General features: G+C 42.4%; 9 protein-coding genes, 2 tRNA genes and 2 rRNA genes. 8 read left to right on the top strand and 5 right to left on the bottom strand.

The features are described from left to right. Positions 1-74: 74 nt before the first annotated feature. The 4 genes from IPJ16_07820 to IPJ16_07805 all read right to left on the bottom strand — a co-directional run bounded on the left by IPJ16_07820 (position 75) and on the right by IPJ16_07805 (position 4,900). Positions 75-2,967 (bottom strand): 23S ribosomal RNA (locus IPJ16_07820). A 125-nt stretch (positions 2,968-3,092) separates the two neighbouring features. Continuing rightward, a tRNA-Ala gene (locus tag IPJ16_07815) sits at positions 3,093-3,166 on the bottom strand. A gap of 8 nt (positions 3,167-3,174) precedes the next feature. Beyond that, a tRNA-Ile gene (locus IPJ16_07810) sits at positions 3,175-3,248 on the bottom strand. Between the two features lie 129 nt (positions 3,249-3,377). Then, positions 3,378-4,900, bottom strand: a 16S ribosomal RNA gene (locus tag IPJ16_07805). Together the 16S and 23S rRNA genes with 2 tRNA genes alongside form the textbook arrangement of a ribosomal RNA operon. A gap of 273 nt (positions 4,901-5,173) precedes the next feature. On the opposite strand from IPJ16_07805, the gene IPJ16_07800 reads away from it, so the two are divergent. Both IPJ16_07800 and IPJ16_07795 read left to right on the top strand, forming a co-directional pair. Further along, positions 5,174-5,902 carry a polyprenol monophosphomannose synthase gene (locus IPJ16_07800; protein MBK7627095.1) on the top strand — a complete coding sequence of 243 codons (729 nt, stop codon included), beginning with the start codon at positions 5,174-5,176 and terminating at the stop codon, positions 5,900-5,902. A gap of 137 nt (positions 5,903-6,039) precedes the next feature. Beyond that, entirely contained in the window at positions 6,040-7,383 is a 1,344-nt protein-coding gene (locus tag IPJ16_07795; GenBank protein MBK7627094.1) for a dihydroorotase, read from the top strand. A 147-nt stretch (positions 7,384-7,530) separates the two neighbouring features. Here IPJ16_07795 and IPJ16_07790 read toward each other — a convergent pair whose 3' ends face one another. Further along, entirely contained in the window at positions 7,531-8,787 is a 1,257-nt protein-coding gene (locus IPJ16_07790) for an aspartate kinase (GenBank protein MBK7627093.1), read from the bottom strand. Positions 8,788-8,894: 107 nt separating this feature from the next. On the opposite strand from IPJ16_07790, the gene mfd reads away from it, so the two are divergent. From mfd to IPJ16_07760, 6 genes are all read left to right on the top strand, one after another. Beyond that, positions 8,895-12,260 carry a transcription-repair coupling factor gene (gene mfd, locus IPJ16_07785; protein MBK7627092.1) on the top strand — a complete coding sequence of 1,122 codons (3,366 nt, stop codon included), beginning with the start codon at positions 8,895-8,897 and terminating at the stop codon, positions 12,258-12,260. A 103-nt stretch (positions 12,261-12,363) separates the two neighbouring features. Beyond that, entirely contained in the window at positions 12,364-13,086 is a 723-nt protein-coding gene (locus IPJ16_07780) for a type III pantothenate kinase (GenBank protein MBK7627091.1), read from the top strand. Next, positions 13,076-14,365, top strand: a complete 1,290-nt coding sequence (locus IPJ16_07775) for a hypothetical protein (GenBank protein MBK7627090.1) — start codon at positions 13,076-13,078, stop codon at positions 14,363-14,365. Before IPJ16_07780 ends, IPJ16_07775 begins: the two co-directional genes overlap by 11 nt. Then, complete coding sequence (gene lptC, locus IPJ16_07770) at positions 14,358-14,927, top strand: LPS export ABC transporter periplasmic protein LptC (GenBank protein ID MBK7627089.1); 570 nt, start codon at positions 14,358-14,360, stop codon at positions 14,925-14,927. Before IPJ16_07775 ends, lptC begins: the two co-directional genes overlap by 8 nt. Then, positions 14,917-15,099, top strand: a complete 183-nt coding sequence (locus IPJ16_07765) for a hypothetical protein (protein ID MBK7627088.1) — start codon at positions 14,917-14,919, stop codon at positions 15,097-15,099. Before lptC ends, IPJ16_07765 begins: the two co-directional genes overlap by 11 nt. Before the next feature lie 9 nt (positions 15,100-15,108). Beyond that, positions 15,109-16,368: an HlyC/CorC family transporter gene (locus tag IPJ16_07760; protein MBK7627087.1), complete on the top strand. Its 1,260-nt coding sequence runs from the start codon at positions 15,109-15,111 to the stop codon at positions 16,366-16,368. Positions 16,369-16,582: the final 214 nt, after the last annotated feature.

The raw sequence follows: 16,582 nt of genomic DNA, 5'->3' as shown, positions 1-16,582 counted from the left end.
ATCCGCATTCCGCAATCCGCATTCCGCAATCTATACCTTATGACACATCGGAAAGGAAAGTTAATAAATCTGTACCCCGAAAGTTTACGGGTAATTAGTATTGCTCGGCTTTGACGTTACCGCCTTTACACCTGCAACCTATCAACGTCGTAGTCTTCAACGACCCTTAAAGGAGATCTCATCTTGAGACGAGCTTCGTACTTAGATGCTTTCAGTGCTTATCTCTTCCAAACATAGCTACCCTGCGATGCAGCTGGCGCCACAACAGGTACACTAGAGGTCTGTCCAACACGGTCCTCTCGTACTAGTGTCAGGTTCTCTCAAATCTCCTACGCCCACAACAGATAGGGACCGAACTGTCTCACGACGTTCTGAACCCAGCTCGCGTGCCACTTTAATCGGCGAACAGCCGAACCCTTGGGACCTTCTCCAGCCCCAGGATGTGACGAGCCGACATCGAGGTGCCAAACCGCCGCGTCGATATGAGCTCTTGGCGGCGATCAGCCTGTTATCCCCGGAGTACCTTTTATCCTTTGAGCGATGGCCCTTCCATACGGAACCACCGGATCACTATGCTCTACTTTCGTACCTGATCGACTTGTCGGTCTCACAGTCAAGCGCCCTTATGCCATTGCACTCTGCGCACGGTTACCAATCGTGCTGAGGGCACCTTGAGAAGCCTCCGTTACTCTTTTGGAGGCGACCACCCCAGTCAAACTACCCACCAAACAATGTCTCCCCTTGCGGGGTTAGGTTCCAGATAAATAAAGGGTCGTATTTCAAGGGTGACTCCCCGATTCCTGGTGAAACTGGTTCATAGTCTCCGACCTATCCTACACATTATTTACCCAAAATCAATGTTAAGCTATAGTAAAGGTTCACGGGGTCTTTCCGTCCCGTTGCGGGTACCCGGCATCTTCACCGGGACTACAATTTCACCGAGCTCGTGGCTGAGACAGTGCCCAGATCGTTACACCATTCGTGCAGGTCGGAACTTACCCGACAAGGAATTTCGCTACCTTAGGACCGTTATAGTTACGGCCGCCGTTTACTGGGGCTTCAATTCAGAGCTTCTCATCCCGAAGGACAATAACCCCCCTCTTAACCTTCCAGCACCGGGCAGGTGTCAGGCCTTATACTTCATCTTTCGATTTCGCAAAGCCATGTGTTTTTGCTAAACAGTCGCCTGGGCCATTTATCTGCGTCCCTCTTGCGAGGGAGACCTTTTCCCGAAGTTACAGGTCTAATTTGCCTAGTTCCTTAGCCACGGATCACTCGAGCACCTTAGGATTCTCTCCTCGACTACCTGTGTCGGTTTGTGGTACGGGCACCATGTACCTGAAGCTTAGAGGTTTTTCTTGGAAGTCTGTTTAGGATCACTATCCGCTTGCCCGAAGGCTCGCGGTACTGTCAGGTTCATCATACCAAAGCTATTAACCTTAATATATAACTACACCCTTTAACGTACTATTCCGTCAGTACGCGGATCTTTCACTACTCCGTCACCCCTTCGCAGTACACGGTGGTACTGGAATATTAACCAGTTGTCCATCGAGATCGCCGTTCGGCTTACCCTTAGGACCCGACTAACCCTGATCCGATTAGCGTTGATCAGGAAACCTTAGTCTTTCGGTGGACAGGTTTCTCACCTGTCTTATCGTTACTTATGCCTACATCTTCTTTTCCAGCCGCTCCAACATACTTTACAATACATCTTCTGCGCTGACTGGAATGCTCCCCTACCAATAACGCTCAAAGCGTTGAGTCCATAGCTTCGGTAATATGCTTATGCCCGATTATTATCCACGCACAACCGCTCGACTAGTGAGCTGTTACGCACTCTTTAAATGAATGGCTGCTTCCAAGCCAACATCCTAGCTGTCAAAGCAGTCGCACCTCGTTTAATCAACTTAGCATATATTTTGGGACCTTAGCTGATGGTCTGGGTTCTTTCCCTTTCGTCCACGGACCTTAGCACCCGCAGGCTCACTCCCGTGTATATCTTGCAGCATTCGGAGTTTGTCAGGGGTTGATAGGCGGTGAAGCCCTCTAGCCCTATCAGTAGCTCTACCTCTGCAAGACTCACCACGAGGCTGCACCTAAATGCATTTCGGGGAGTACGAGCTATTTCTCAGTTTGATTAGCCTTTCACCCCTATCCTCAGTTCATCCAAAGACTTTTCAACGTCAACTAGTTCGGCCCTCCATCCCGTGTTACCGGAACTTCAGCCTGACCAAGGATAGATCACAAAGTTTCGCGTCTACCCCCTCTAACTATACGCCCTATTCAGACTCGCTTTCGCTTCGGCTCCAACTCTTAAAGTCTTAACCTTGCTAGAGAGGTGTAACTCGTAGGCTCATTATGCAAAAGGCACGCCGTCACCAAACCTAAGTCTGGCTCCGACAGGTTGTAAGCGCACGGTTTCAGGTACTATTTCACTCCCCTGTTCGGGGTACTTTTCACCTTTCCCTCACGGTACTGGTTCACTATCGGTCTCTCAGAAGTATTTAGCCTTACCGGATGGTCCCGGCAGTTTCAATCAGGATTTCTCGTGTCCCGACCTACTCAGGATACCAATTATATTATTAATACTTACACGTACGGGACTTTCACCTTCTACGGTCTTACTTTCCAGAAATGTTCCATTTCATATTAATAATAATGTCACTGGTCCTTCAACCCCAAAAACGCCAAAACGTCCTTGGTTTGGGCTATTCCCCGTTCGATCGCCACTACTAAGGGAATCACTTTTGTTTTCTTTCCTCCGGGTACTAAGATGTTTCAGTTCTCCGGGTTTGCTCCTCGTATCACTACGGGTACCAGGTCTTCATCCTGGTGGGTTGCCCCATTCGGAAATCAACGGATATATCGGATATTTGCTCCTCCCCGTTGCTTATCGCAGCTTGTCACGTCCTTCTTCGCCTCTGAGAGCCAAGGCATTCACCATGCGCTCTTATTTACTTTCTTGAGTTAATCAAATTTACTAACTTTCTTACCAATATGTCAAAGAACTTTTTCGGAATTGCCCCTAAATCCCCTGAAGGGGACTTTTAGCCCCCCTTTAGGGGGGTTGGGGGGCGAACCCCAAATTGTGGAGAATAAGGGAGTCGAACCCTTGACCCCCTGCGTGCAAGGCAGGTGCTCTGGCCAACTGAGCTAATTCCCCAATCTTAGTAGTCCCGCGCGGAGTTGAACCGCGGACCCCTACATTATCAGTGTAGTGCTCTAACCAACTGAGCTACGGGACTGAATTATACTTCCGTACACTTAGATTGGTTGTACATTCTCCTGTATTATATAATAATGAAGTATACCAGACGGATATGTAACTATGTCCATTTTCTATCGGAGCACAGTTAAGTATTGATTTTCTCCAGAAAGGAGGTGTTCCAGCCGCACCTTCCGGTACGGCTACCTTGTTACGACTTAGCCCCAGTCACTTGTTTTACCCTAGGCCGCTCCTTACGGTGACGGACTTCAGGTACCCCAAGCTTCCATGGCTTGACGGGCGGTGTGTACAAGGCCCGGGAACGTATTCACCGCGCCATGGCTGATGCGCGATTACTAGCGAATCCAGCTTCACGGAGTCGAGTTGCAGACTCCGATCCGAACTGAGACCGGCTTTCGAGATTCGCATCCTGTCTCCAGGTAGCTGCCCTCTGTACCGGCCATTGTAACACGTGTGTAGCCCTGGACATAAGGGCCGTGCTGATTTGACGTCATCCCCACCTTCCTCACGGTTTACACCGGCAGTTTCGTTAGAGTTCCCGGCATTACCCGCTGGCAACTAACGATAAGGGTTGCGCTCGTTATGGGACTTAACCCGACACCTCACGGCACGAGCTGACGACAACCATGCAGCACCTTGTAAAGAGTCCCGAAGGAAAGGGATATTTCTACCCCATGCACTCTACATTTAAGCCCAGGTAAGGTTCCTCGCGTATCATCGAATTAAACCACATGTTCCTCCGCTTGTGCGGGCCCCCGTCAATTCCTTTGAGTTTCAGCCTTGCGGCCGTACTCCCCAGGTGGATCACTTAATGCTTTTGCTTAGCCGCTGACTGTGTATCGCCAACAGCGAGTGATCATCGTTTACGGCGTGGACTACCAGGGTATCTAATCCTGTTCGCTCCCCACGCTTTCGTGCATCAGCGTCAGTAATGGCCCAGTAAGCTGCCTTCGCAATCGGTGTTCTGTGTAATATCTAAGCATTTCACCGCTACATTACACATTCCGCCTACCTTGACCGTACTCAAGACTAACAGTATCAATGGCAGTTCTCCAGTTAAGCTGAAGGTTTTCACCACTGACTTATTAATCCGCCTACGCACCCTTTAAACCCAATAAATCCGGATAACGCTCGCATCCTCCGTATTACCGCGGCTGCTGGCACGGAGTTAGCCGATGCTTATTCCCAAGGTACCTTCAGTCCTGTACGCGTACAAGATTTTATTCCTCCGGAAAAGAAGTTTACGACGCATAGCGCCTTCTTCCTTCACGCGGGATGGCTGGTTCAGGCTTGCGCCCATTGACCAATATTCCTCACTGCTGCCTCCCGTAGGAGTCTGGTCCGTGTCTCAGTACCAGTGTGGGGGATCACCCTCTCAGGACCCCTAGACATCGCAGCCTTGGTAAGCCGTTACCTTACCAACTAGCTAATGTCACGCATGCCCATCCCGTACCGCCGAAGCTTTAAATATCCAAAGATGCCTCCAGATATCATTATGGGGTATTAATCCGAATTTCTCCGGGCTATCCCCTGTACAGGGTAGGTTACATACGCGTTACTCACCCGTCTGCCGGTCGCCACCAGGTATTGCTACCCGTGATGCCCCTCGACTTGCATGTGTTAAGCCTCCCGCTAGCGTTCATCCTGAGCCAGGATCAAACTCTTCATTGTAAAAATTTATTCTTAAATCTCTTTACAAAAATCAATCCCGAAATCTCAATTCAAAATACTAACAAGTTATCTTGACTAGATATTTCCATATCTCGTCTGGTTGTTTACTTCATAATTTCAAAGAACTATATTTTCTTTTGGGACGACAAAGATAACGCTTCAAATATTTCTTCCAAAGAATTTGATATATTTTTTCATCTATTTTCTGAAATAATTTCAGTAATTAAATTGAGGTCGGTTGAAAAGTGCTATTTTCGTAAATATTTAAAGCCTATGTCGAATATCGTTATCATCCCAACATACAAGGAAAAAGAGAATATTGAGGCTATCATAAAAGCCATATCAGATCTTCCGGTTTCATTCGACATTCTTATAATTGATGACAACTCTCCCGACGGGACAGCCGACATAGTTAAATCGCTTCAGCCATCCATCAGTAACCTTCACCTTATTGAAAGGCCAGGGAAACTGGGTCTGGGAACAGCCTATATTGCCGGCTTTGAATGGGCTCTGAGCAGAAACTACAAATATATATATGAGATGGATGCCGACTTCTCTCACGACCCACGCGACCTAGTACGGCTTTATAATGCCTGCGAGATTGATGGCGCAGACCTGGCTATAGGCTCCAGATATATCAGCGGGGTAAATGTTGTTAACTGGCCACTGTCCAGGGTGCTTATGTCTTATGTCGCGTCAATATATGTAAGGGTAATTACAGGTATGAGAATAATGGACACTACTGCCGGATTCAAATGTTACCGGAAAGAAGTTCTCGAGAATATTAAACCCGGACATATAAAATCAGTCGGATATGGTTTCCAGATTGAGATGAAATTCACTGCCTGGAAAATGGGATACAAAATAGTTGAAGTGCCAATTATCTTCACAGACCGTAAACTGGGCGCCTCAAAAATGACAGGCGGGATCTTTAACGAAGCACTGTGGGGAGTACTCAGAATGAAACTGAGGAGTGTTTTTACAAAATATCATAAGAAATAGTATACCTTATTATATATATGTAATCGCCCCCCTGCCCCCCTAAAGGGGGGTTAAATCTCGATTAAGAAGAGAATTTTATTCATAATCAAGAAGTTAGCCCCCCTTTAGGGGGGATGGGGGGGGCAAAAACTGGAACCATGAGCAGTATACTTATCAAAAACGCAACAATAGTCAATGAAGGAAAGACCTCCATTGATGACTTGCTTATTGTCGATGAACTCATATCTGCTATCGGTGATGCCAATGAAATGCATATTCCTTCCGGTACAATAACAATTGATGGAACAGGACTATTGCTGCTCCCCGGCGTTATTGATGATCAGGTACACTTTAGAGAACCCGGACTAACCCACAAAGGAGATATCAATAGTGAAACAAGAGCCGCAGCAGCAGGTGGGGTAACTTCATTTATGGAGATGCCTAATACTGTTCCTCAGACAGTTACAATGGATGCTCTTAACCATAAATACAAACTTGGATCTGAGAAATCACTGGTCAATTACTCATTTCTTATCGGTGCCACTAACGACAATCTTGACGAAGTTTTGAAGGCTGATCCTTCAAATGTGTGTGGTATTAAGGTCTTTATGGGATCATCAACCGGCAATATGCTTGTTGACAGGGAAAGTGCTTTGCGTGAACTTTTTAAAAAGGCACATATGCCGGTAAGCACTCACTGCGAAGATGAATCAACTATCAGAAAAAATTCAGAAATATACCGGCAGAAATATGGTGAAGATGTTCCTTTCAGCATGCATCCTCTTATCCGAAGCAGGGAAGCCTGTTATTTGTCTTCATCCTATGCTGTAAGACTGGCTAGGGATTATAATACAAGGCTCCATATTTTTCATCTCTCAACAGCTGATGAGATGAAACTGTTTTCAAACGAACTTCCCCTTTCTCAGAAGAGAATCACTGCGGAAGTTTGTGTCCACCACCTGTGGTTTGAAGAATCTTCATACACAGAAAAAGGATCTTTAATAAAATGGAATCCTGCCATAAAGACAATGTTTGACAGAGAGGCACTTATAAAAGCGGTGAATAACAACACAATAGACATAGTCGCTACTGATCACGCCCCCCATACAATGGAGGAGAAAAAAAATACATATTTCAAAGCACCCTCAGGCGGACCACTAATCCAGCATTCATTGGTCACTATGCTTGAAATGTGGCACCGCAAAATATTCAGTCTCGAAAAAGTTGTTGAAATGATGTGCCATAATCCGGCCATTCTCTTTAATATCCGGAAAAGAGGATTTATCAGGGAGGGTTACAAAGCCGATCTTTGCCTTGTTAATCCTTCATCTCCATGGAGTGTGTCAAAGGATAACATTCTATATAAGTGCGGTTGGTCTCCATTTGAAGGCGAAACCTTCAGATCAAAAGTTGAAAAAACTATTGTAAACGGAACAATAGTGTATGATAAGGGGGTGATAAACGAGGATTACAGGGGGCAAAGGCTAATGTTTGACAGATAGGACTATTTGTTAAGGGTTGCTTCGTCGCTTCTCTCCTCGCAATGACCCATAATACAAGGCAGTTTCGTCACTACGATCCTCATAAGGACGAGGTAAACAAGACAGATCGGTCATTGAGAGGACGACGAAGGAGGATGAAACAATCCTTCACTTTCTTACCACAAACCGTACTGTACTTCTCATCCTCTGCTCCAGCAGGATCTCGCGGCCTGCTGTTATTTTATTAACAGCATTCTGAGTGTAATGCCTGATCGTAAGCATCTCAACACTTTCATTATATACCAGCGCAAACTCCAGATTCATACTCTCAATAAGTGCATCAATCCTGCGCCGTTCATCATCAACACATACATCTATACTTACAGCACTCGCCTCCACAAGGTTTACTTTTATCCCATGCTGCATGAAAACATGAAAGATCCTGCTAAGGTTTTCATCCATAACAAAAGAGAAATCACGTGGTATAATTGAAATAAGAATCTGATTCTCTTTCTTTATAAAAACCGGGATGACTCTCTTAAGAACCGCATCAGATTTTATCACAGTCCCTCCGGAAGAAGGATTAATAAATGATCTTACATAAAGAGGGATCTTCTTGTTATGCAATGGTTTAATTGTCTTAGGATGTATAACCTTTGCTCCTGAGAATGTCATCTCAACTGCTTCGCGATATGAGATCTCTTCAAGCAATTGTGCCTCATCCATCCATACCGGATCAGCATTCAGTATTCCGGGTACATCCTTCCAGACAGTTACTGATTCTGCATTAAGTATATTAGCCAGAACAGCAGCAGTATAATCTGAACCTTCTCTTCCAAGGGTTGATGAATCTCCTTCTGCAGTCCCTGCTATAAATCCTTGTGTGATATAAATCCTGGTATTCAGGAAGTTAAAAATGCTGTTTGTCCTGATTACGCTCTGCTCCCATTCAATATTTGCATCCCGGAATCTGTCGTCTGTTTTTATACAGGTCCTGATATCAACCAGCTCAATTCCTGATAATTCTGACTTCAGATATTCAAAAACTATTATTGATGATATTAACTCCCCGTAAGGTATTATCTGATCATACTCGAAATCATAACTACCCTTTTTGGTTTTGAGAAGGTAGGACTTCAACTTATCAATTGTCTTATTAAACAGTATAAATGCTTCACTCTCAGGGCTAAACGACAACCCATTCAGTATACTATTATGATAATCTATTAACCGATCCAAAAGTTCCTGATACCTGATGTCTCCATCAAACCACGCTCCCATGATCTGCTCAAGTGCATTTGTCATTTTCCCGCTTGCAGATACTACGATTATAAGTTCCGATTCCTCCTTTGACACTATTTTAAGCAGATTCTTAATCCCTTCAGCATTTTTTATTGATGCCCCGCCAAATTTATAGACCTTCATATTAAAAAATTTGGGTAAAATTAATATTTCCCTGCCAGAATGCAATTCCGATCTCATACTACCATTGTAAGATTCATTTTAGTAAATTTGCCGGCGAATTCCTGCAAATGAAAGAGAACAAAATATCAGAAATCTATAACCTGCATCCTGTCATTCCTCTTATTATTGAATCGGTTAACTCCGACAAACCGGGAAATACACAGATTGAAGGGTTATCAGGGTCATCAAAGGCCATGGTTCTCTCAATTGTATTTCACAAAACACAAACAACTCATGTTGTGGTGATACCTGAAAAGGAAGATGCAGCTTACTTTTATAACGACCTGGTATCCCTTTTAGGTGATGAATCTGTCTTCTTCTTCCCGTCAACATACAAAAGATCAGTACAATATGAGCAGACTGAACCGGCTAATATTGTACTTCGTACAGAAGTTCTTAATCACCTTGCCTCCGGTAAAAGAAAGGGAATTATCGTTACCTATCCCGAGTCGGCAATGGAAAAAGTTGTCAGCAAAAGGAACCTGAAGAAAAACACTTTCAATATAAGCAAAGGTGACAAAATTTCTCTCGAATTTCTGGAGGAGGTTCTCCATGAGTATAATTTTGTGAGAACAGATTTTGTCTATGAACCCGGTCAATATTCAATAAGAGGAAGCATTGCCGACGTTTTCTCCTATGCTGCAGATCTTCCCTACCGTGTCGACTTTTTCGGCGAAGAAGTCGAAACAATAAGATCATTCAATACCGACGATCAGCTTTCTGTAAGTATACACAAACAAATTTCTATCATCCCCAATATTCAGGACATCTCAATTGAGGAGATAAGTGACTCATTTACAGACTTCCTGCCTCCCTCTTCTCTTATCTGGATGGAGGATTCAGCATATATCAAAGAAAAAATAAACGGAATTTACTTCCTGACAACTCAGAGAGAAGACTCCGGTTTGATAGCTGACAAGAAGGAGATTGTGATGACCGGCAACCACTTCTTCGATCATTGCAATAAGTTCAGAATGATGGAGTTCGGGAAGCACAGTCTCTCAGAATCATCAAATGTATTTGAGTTCAGGTCGGAATCGCAGCCTGTTTTCAACAAGAACTTTGAATTACTGTCAGATAAGCTGCTGGCGAACGATTCCCAGGGATATGAGACATTTATTGTTTCGGAAAGCGAGTCTCAGATTGAAAGGTTGAGAGATATTTTCAGTGAAATTAATCCCGAAGTGCATTTTACTCCTTTATTGCTTAACCTGCATGCCGGATTTACCGATCACGATCTTAAAATCTCTGTTTATACCGATCACCAGATATTCGACAGGTATCATAAGTTCAGGATCAGAGGGTTCTTTACAAAAAAAGAGAGCATTTCTGTTAAGGAACTAACGGGATTGAACCCCGGTGACTATGTTGTACATATCGATCATGGAATAGGTAAATTCGGCGGCCTCGAGAAAATAGAAGTCAACGGTAAGATACAGGAAGCTATTAAGCTGGTTTACAGAGACAATGACATTCTCTATATAGGTATCCACTCACTGCACCGCATCTCAAAATATAAGGGTAAGGATAATGCAGAGCCAAAAATCTACAAACTTGGTTCAGGAGCATGGCAAAAACTTAAGCAGGCAACCAAAAGCAGGGTAAAAGACATTGCTAAAGACCTTATCGTACTGTATGCAAAAAGAATGTCGTCACCGGGTTTTTCATTCTCACCCGACTCATATCTGCAACGCGAACTCGAAGCCTCTTTTATTTATGAAGATACTCCCGATCAGCTCACCGCCTCAGTTGCAGTAAAAGAGGATATGGAAGCGGAACATCCGATGGACCGGCTGGTTTGCGGAGATGTAGGTTTCGGAAAAACAGAGATTGCAATACGGGCAGCCTTTAAGTCAGCCACCGACAGTAAACAGACTGCTGTTCTGGTGCCGACAACAATACTGGCACTGCAGCATTATAAAACATTCTCATCGAGGCTTAAGGGTTTTCCCTGCACCGTTGAATATATAAGCAGACATAAAAAAGCTGCTGAACAAAAAAAGATTCTTGAGAAACTGGCAGAGGGGAAAATTGATATTATTATTGGTACACATAAGCTTGTGGGACAGGATGTTAAATTCAAGGATCTTGGCCTTCTGGTTATCGACGAAGAACAACGATTCGGCGTATCAGTAAAAGAAAAGCTCAAAAAGATAAAGGCTAATGTTGATACATTAACACTTACTGCCACTCCGATTCCCCGGACATTGCAGTTTTCTCTGATGGGAGCCCGTGACCTGTCGATTATAAATACTCCGCCACCCAACAGGATGCCGATTGTAACAGAACTCTACGGGTATAATGAGGATATTATTAAGGAGGGGATAGAATATGAGATCTCAAGAAACGGTCAGGTCTTCTTCATTCATAACAGGGTTGAGAATATTAAGCAGATCCAGGCCCAGATAAACCGGATATGCCCTAATGTTAAAACCGCAATCGTTCATGGACAGATGGAAGGCACACATGTGGAAAATGTCATGTACGATTTCATTCAGGGAGATTATGATGTACTTCTTGCCACAACAATTATTGAGTCGGGTCTTGATATCCCGAATGCAAATACAATATTTATAAATGATGCCCATCATTTTGGTCTTTCAGAGCTTCATCAGCTAAGAGGCAGGGTTGGGCGTTCAAATAAAAAGGCTTTCTGCTATCTGCTGGCACCGCCTCTGACCACTTTAACACATGAAGCAAGAAGAAGACTAAAGGCAATAGAGGAATTTTCGGAACTTGGTAGCGGATTTAACATAGCCATGCAGGATCTTGATATCAGGGGGTCGGGAAATCTTCTGGGAGGAGAACAAAGCGGATTTATTGCTGATGTAGGGTTTGAAACGTATCAGCGGATCTTAAATGAGGCAATGCTTGAGTTGAGAGAATCGGGATTCAAAGAACCGGAACTGAATGAAGAAAAGCCAACCGGGCCGGCAAAAACAGAAAAAGTTAAAGCATACGTCACAGACTTTCAGATAGATACTGATCTGGAGATAATGTTCCCCGATGAATACATCTCCAACATCTCAGAAAGGATAAGACTTTATAAGGAACTAAATGAGATTGACACTGAAGAATCATTAGTCGCATTTGAGAAGAAACTTACCGACAGGTTTGGAGTTATTCCCCCACCGGCTGAGGCATTGCTCGATATAGTAAGAATTAAATGGATCGCCGTAAGGCTTGGCGTGGAAAAAATACTTTTAAAAAACAATTTGCTGATAGCCAACTTTATAGCTGATCATAATTCATCATTTTACAGAAGTGCCATCTTTATTTCAATAATGAATTATGTGAATAAGAAACAGCACAGGATGAGTATGAAGCAGAAAGCAACAAGGCTTAGTCTTACTATTACTGATGTAAAAACTGTAAAAGGGGCTATTAATGTGCTGAATAATATTCTTGAATCATATTGCCCCCCGGCCCCCTAAAGGGGGTGTAAATCCCTGCTAGCGCAAGCGGACTTTAGTCCCGCATAAACTAAATTTTATTTCTAGGCATCGCTTTATTACCTTTGCAGAATATATTCTTTGTATGAACCTTATAATAGATATTGGAAATACCAATACAAAATTTGCTGTATTCAACGGATCTGATAAAAAAACTGTTTTCAGGTCGAAAGAATTTAGCTGTGAAAAGCTTGAAAAGAAGCTGGCTCCCTTTAAAATCGAAAAAGCGATAATCTCTTCGGTAAGAGACACTCCTGAGTATATTTTTGATCTTCTAACTGTTAATATTCCCAAAGTACATATACTTACATCCAGAACAAAGCTCCCATTTAAGATTGAATATGAGACACCTGACACACTTGGTCCTGACAGGATTGCCGCTGTTGCAGGAGCATTTAATGTATTCCCGGGTGAGAATGTTCTTGTTATTGATGCAGGTACTGCTCTGACATTTGAGTTCCTTACAAAGAGTATTTATAAGGGAGGAAATATCTCTCCCGGTCTTCAAATGAGGTTCAGGGCATTGCACAAATTTACAGGCAAACTACCATTGGTTTCTGCCACTGAAAAATATACATTTCCAGGCCGTAATACCTCAGATGCAATTGCTGCAGGAGTTATTACAGGGGTGACATATGAAATAAATGAGTATATTCGCACGTTTGAGAAAAAGCATACTGAATTTAAAGTAATACTTACAGGCGGCGACAGCGGATATCTTAAAGACAAAATTGACTATCCTGTCACATATTTGCCTGATATTGTGATTGATGGTTTAAATTATATTTTAGAATACAATGCGAAATAAACTTATACTACTCTTTTCGATCTTTCTGATTTCATTAACAATAACATCAAACGGTCAAAAACTTGTTAACTCACCTTACTCCAGATTTAATCTGGGATCAATAGAGCCATCAGGTTCTTTCAGGAGTCAGGGAATGGGTGGAATAAGTGTTTCGCAAAGAGATAATACCTCAATCTATTTTTCAAATCCTGCCTCTTACAGCAGCTTTGATACAATCTCCTTTATTTTCGATTTCGGGGTGGATTATACAATGGGAAAACTTTCTGATGGAGAATCAACCTATTCATCCAAAGATGGAAATTTTGATCATCTGTTCTTTGGGTTTCCTCTTGCAAAAGGATGGGGCCTTGCAGCGGGAATAAGTCCGTACAGTAACGGTTATTATAAGCTCACTGAATCTGTTCTGGATACAGATGCTGATTATGATCCGATGATCGGAGAATTCAGCTCATACCATGCTGGCGATGGCGGACTGACAAGTGTATTTTTAGGATCAGGTATTAATATTACCAAAAACTTCTCAGCCGGAATAAATATGACATTGCTTTTCGGACAAATGAACAGGACAAACCAGTTTGATTTCGCTGATTATTATAATGTCTTTCATAATAATACCTCAGAAAAACTTGAGATCTCGGGTATTAATTTCGACTATGGGCTTCAGTACAGAGCCAAACTGGGAGATAATTATTTCCTGAATGCAGGAGCTTCTTTAACATCAGGGAAAGATTATAATACCAATTATGAACGTCTGATTTACAGATATACAGCTTATAGTACCAAAGATACACTTTCGCTTACTGCTGTTGAGGGGAAATCAACATATATCCCGGCAACGATGAGAGTAGGGATCTCTGTTGGGAAGGTAAACAAATTTACAGCCGGATTCGATTATATCTCTACTAACTGGAGTACTGCAAAGATCCCCGGCGGAACTGGAAATGCCGCTGATTCACGCTCATATCTCTTTGGTCTGGAATTTATTCCCGACAAGTTTTCCAATTACAACCTGCTGAAACGGCTCGAATATCGAATCGGTGGTCATGCTGGTGACAGCTATCTCATTCTTAACGGAGAACAGATCAAGGAAATCGGAGCAAGTGCAGGTATTGGAATGACGTTGAGAAGAACAGAATCATTATCAAAGGCAAACCTGTACCTTGATTATACAAGGAGATCAGGATCAACAGCTAATGGACTGCACTCTGAAGACTATTTTACTGTTGGCATCAGTCTGAATCTTTATGACTGGTGGTTTATGAAGAGGAAATATGAATAATAGGCCCAAATACAACAACACTATTAAGATCATCTTGGTTCTGGGTATTTTAGTAGCCATATTCCCTTCATGCAAAAAGAAAATTGATGTAATACCCAAATCTGATTTTCTTCTTTACCCTTCAATGACTGCCAAGGATTTTGAAACAGTACTCCTCGATTCGGGACAAACCACTCTTATAATGCGGTCACCCCTGGCAGAATCGTACGATAATGAGAAAGAGCCATATACAGAGTTCAGGTTTGGATTAAAAGTTGACTTTTATGACGGCAAAAAGTACATCTCTGGCTCAGTATCCTCAAAATATGGCAAGTACTACAAAAATACCAACTTATGGGAGCTGAAAGACAGTGTAGTTGTTGTAAATGAAAAAAAGGATATGCTTGAAACCGAGGTGTTATTCTGGGATCAGGCTAAAGATCTTATCTATACCGACCGGTTTGTAAGAATTACAAATGAAGACCAGATAGTTATGGGAACGGGCTTTGAATCTGATTCGAAGCTTGCAAAGCGCCGCATCAGAAAAGTAAGTGCTACAATATATCTTAAAGATGAGGAATAGTTCACTTCTCGTTCTGGAGATTATCTGGATAATAACCGGCGTGTTATCCATTGCAATAGCCATAAGAATAGCTGTAACAACCGGGGGCAACAGAATCTGGTTCTTTTTATTAATGGCCGTCATCTCTTTTCTCTTTGCATGGCTCAGACACAAACAGAGAAAAAAAAGCTAACTTTGCTCTATGAGCGGAATTCTAATAATACTCCTGGCAATAATTCTTTCTGCATTCTTCTCCGGCATGGAGATTGCATTTATTGCATCCAACAAGCTCAGAATAGAACTTGACAGAAAACAGGGAGTATTTGGCTCAGAAATTGTAAAAATCTTTACTGATAATCCGGGACAGTACATCGCAACAATGCTGATTGGCAACAACATCTCGCTGGTCATCTACGGACTTGTTTTTTCAAGCCTGCTTGGACCGCTTCTTGTCCCATTATTTGAATCTGACCTAGTTGTGCTTGTCTTAAACACACTTATTTCTACAGCAATAATTCTATTTGTAGCTGAGTTTCTTCCAAAAACAATATTTATTATCTCCCCGAATTTCTTCCTTAAATTTTTAAGCGTACCAACTCTGATCTTTTATTTTCTTTTTTACCCCATCAGCAAACTGACTTTGGCTGCATCAAATATGGTCATCAGGTTGGTTTTCAGACTAAAACCTGGTGAAAGGAGACAGGAAAATATTGTTTTCAGCAAAGTCGATCTCGACCATTTTGTTAATCTAAGTAACCAAAGCAATAAGGAAACAGAACCACATCATCATAATATCAGGATATTCCAGAATGCACTTGATTTTTCGAATGTGAAGTTAAGAGAGTGCATGGTACCACGTACTGAGATAGAAGCTGTGGATATTATGAGCAGCGTGGAACAGCTTAAAGAAAAATTCATAGCAACCAGGTATTCAAGGATCCTTGTCTACCAGGACACGATAGATAACATAACAGGTTATATTGAGCTTAAGGATGTATTCCGGAATCCGGGCGATATTAAGTCTGCAATCCGTAAACTTGCTATTGTTCCTGAAACGATGCCTGCTAACAGGCTTTTAAAGCTCTTTGTTGATGAGAGAAAGAATATTGCCCTCGTTGTTGATGAGTTTGGAGGGACATCAGGCATGGTGACAATTGAGGATGTACTTGAAGAAATTGTAGGTGATATAGAAGATGAACATGATACAATAGATCTTATTGAAAAGAGAACCGGAACAAATGAGTATATATTCTCAGGGAGGATTGAAATTGACTACCTTAATGAAAAGTATGATCTTAAGTTACCTGAGGAGGATGATTACGAAACCCTTGCAGGTATGATAATGTTTTTCCATGGCAGCATACCGCGCAATAATGATGTAATAAGGATCAGGAATATTGTTATCAGAGTCATTCGTGCCACAACAACAAGGCTTGAACTGGTGAATCTTAAAGTGGAATAAAACCGTCGCTTCCGGAACTCGTAATACATACAAATTGGTTCTAAAATTCTTTTCGTAATAACCTGTAATTGTGCTCTTTCTATCATATGTTACGTTTCACTCAACATGTGGAGCAAAATTACTCAATAAGTTTAATAAATACATATTCTGCTAAATTATGATATCAGAGTCATTCATACCACAAAGACCAGGCTGGAGTTTGTGAATTTTGAAA

Source organism: Bacteroidales bacterium, from assembly GCA_016709865.1.
Taxonomy (GTDB): Bacteria; Bacteroidota; Bacteroidia; order Bacteroidales; family VadinHA17; genus LD21.
This window is presented reverse-complemented; position numbering and strand designations above follow the sequence as displayed.

Coding starts and splice junctions, on each gene's coding strand:
- IPJ16_07760 (MBK7627087.1), top strand. CDS start 15,109: ATGAGCGGAATTCTAATAATACTCCTGGCAATAATTCTTTCTGCATTC.
- IPJ16_07765 (MBK7627088.1), top strand. CDS start 14,917: ATGAGGAATAGTTCACTTCTCGTTCTGGAGATTATCTGGATAATAACC.
- lptC (MBK7627089.1), top strand. CDS start 14,358: ATGAATAATAGGCCCAAATACAACAACACTATTAAGATCATCTTGGTT.
- IPJ16_07790 (MBK7627093.1), bottom strand. CDS start 8,787: ATGAAGGTCTATAAATTTGGCGGGGCATCAATAAAAAATGCTGAAGGG.
- IPJ16_07775 (MBK7627090.1), top strand. CDS start 13,076: ATGCGAAATAAACTTATACTACTCTTTTCGATCTTTCTGATTTCATTA.
- IPJ16_07795 (MBK7627094.1), top strand. CDS start 6,040: ATGAGCAGTATACTTATCAAAAACGCAACAATAGTCAATGAAGGAAAG.
- IPJ16_07780 (MBK7627091.1), top strand. CDS start 12,364: ATGAACCTTATAATAGATATTGGAAATACCAATACAAAATTTGCTGTA.
- mfd (MBK7627092.1), top strand. CDS start 8,895: ATGAAAGAGAACAAAATATCAGAAATCTATAACCTGCATCCTGTCATT.
- IPJ16_07800 (MBK7627095.1), top strand. CDS start 5,174: ATGTCGAATATCGTTATCATCCCAACATACAAGGAAAAAGAGAATATT.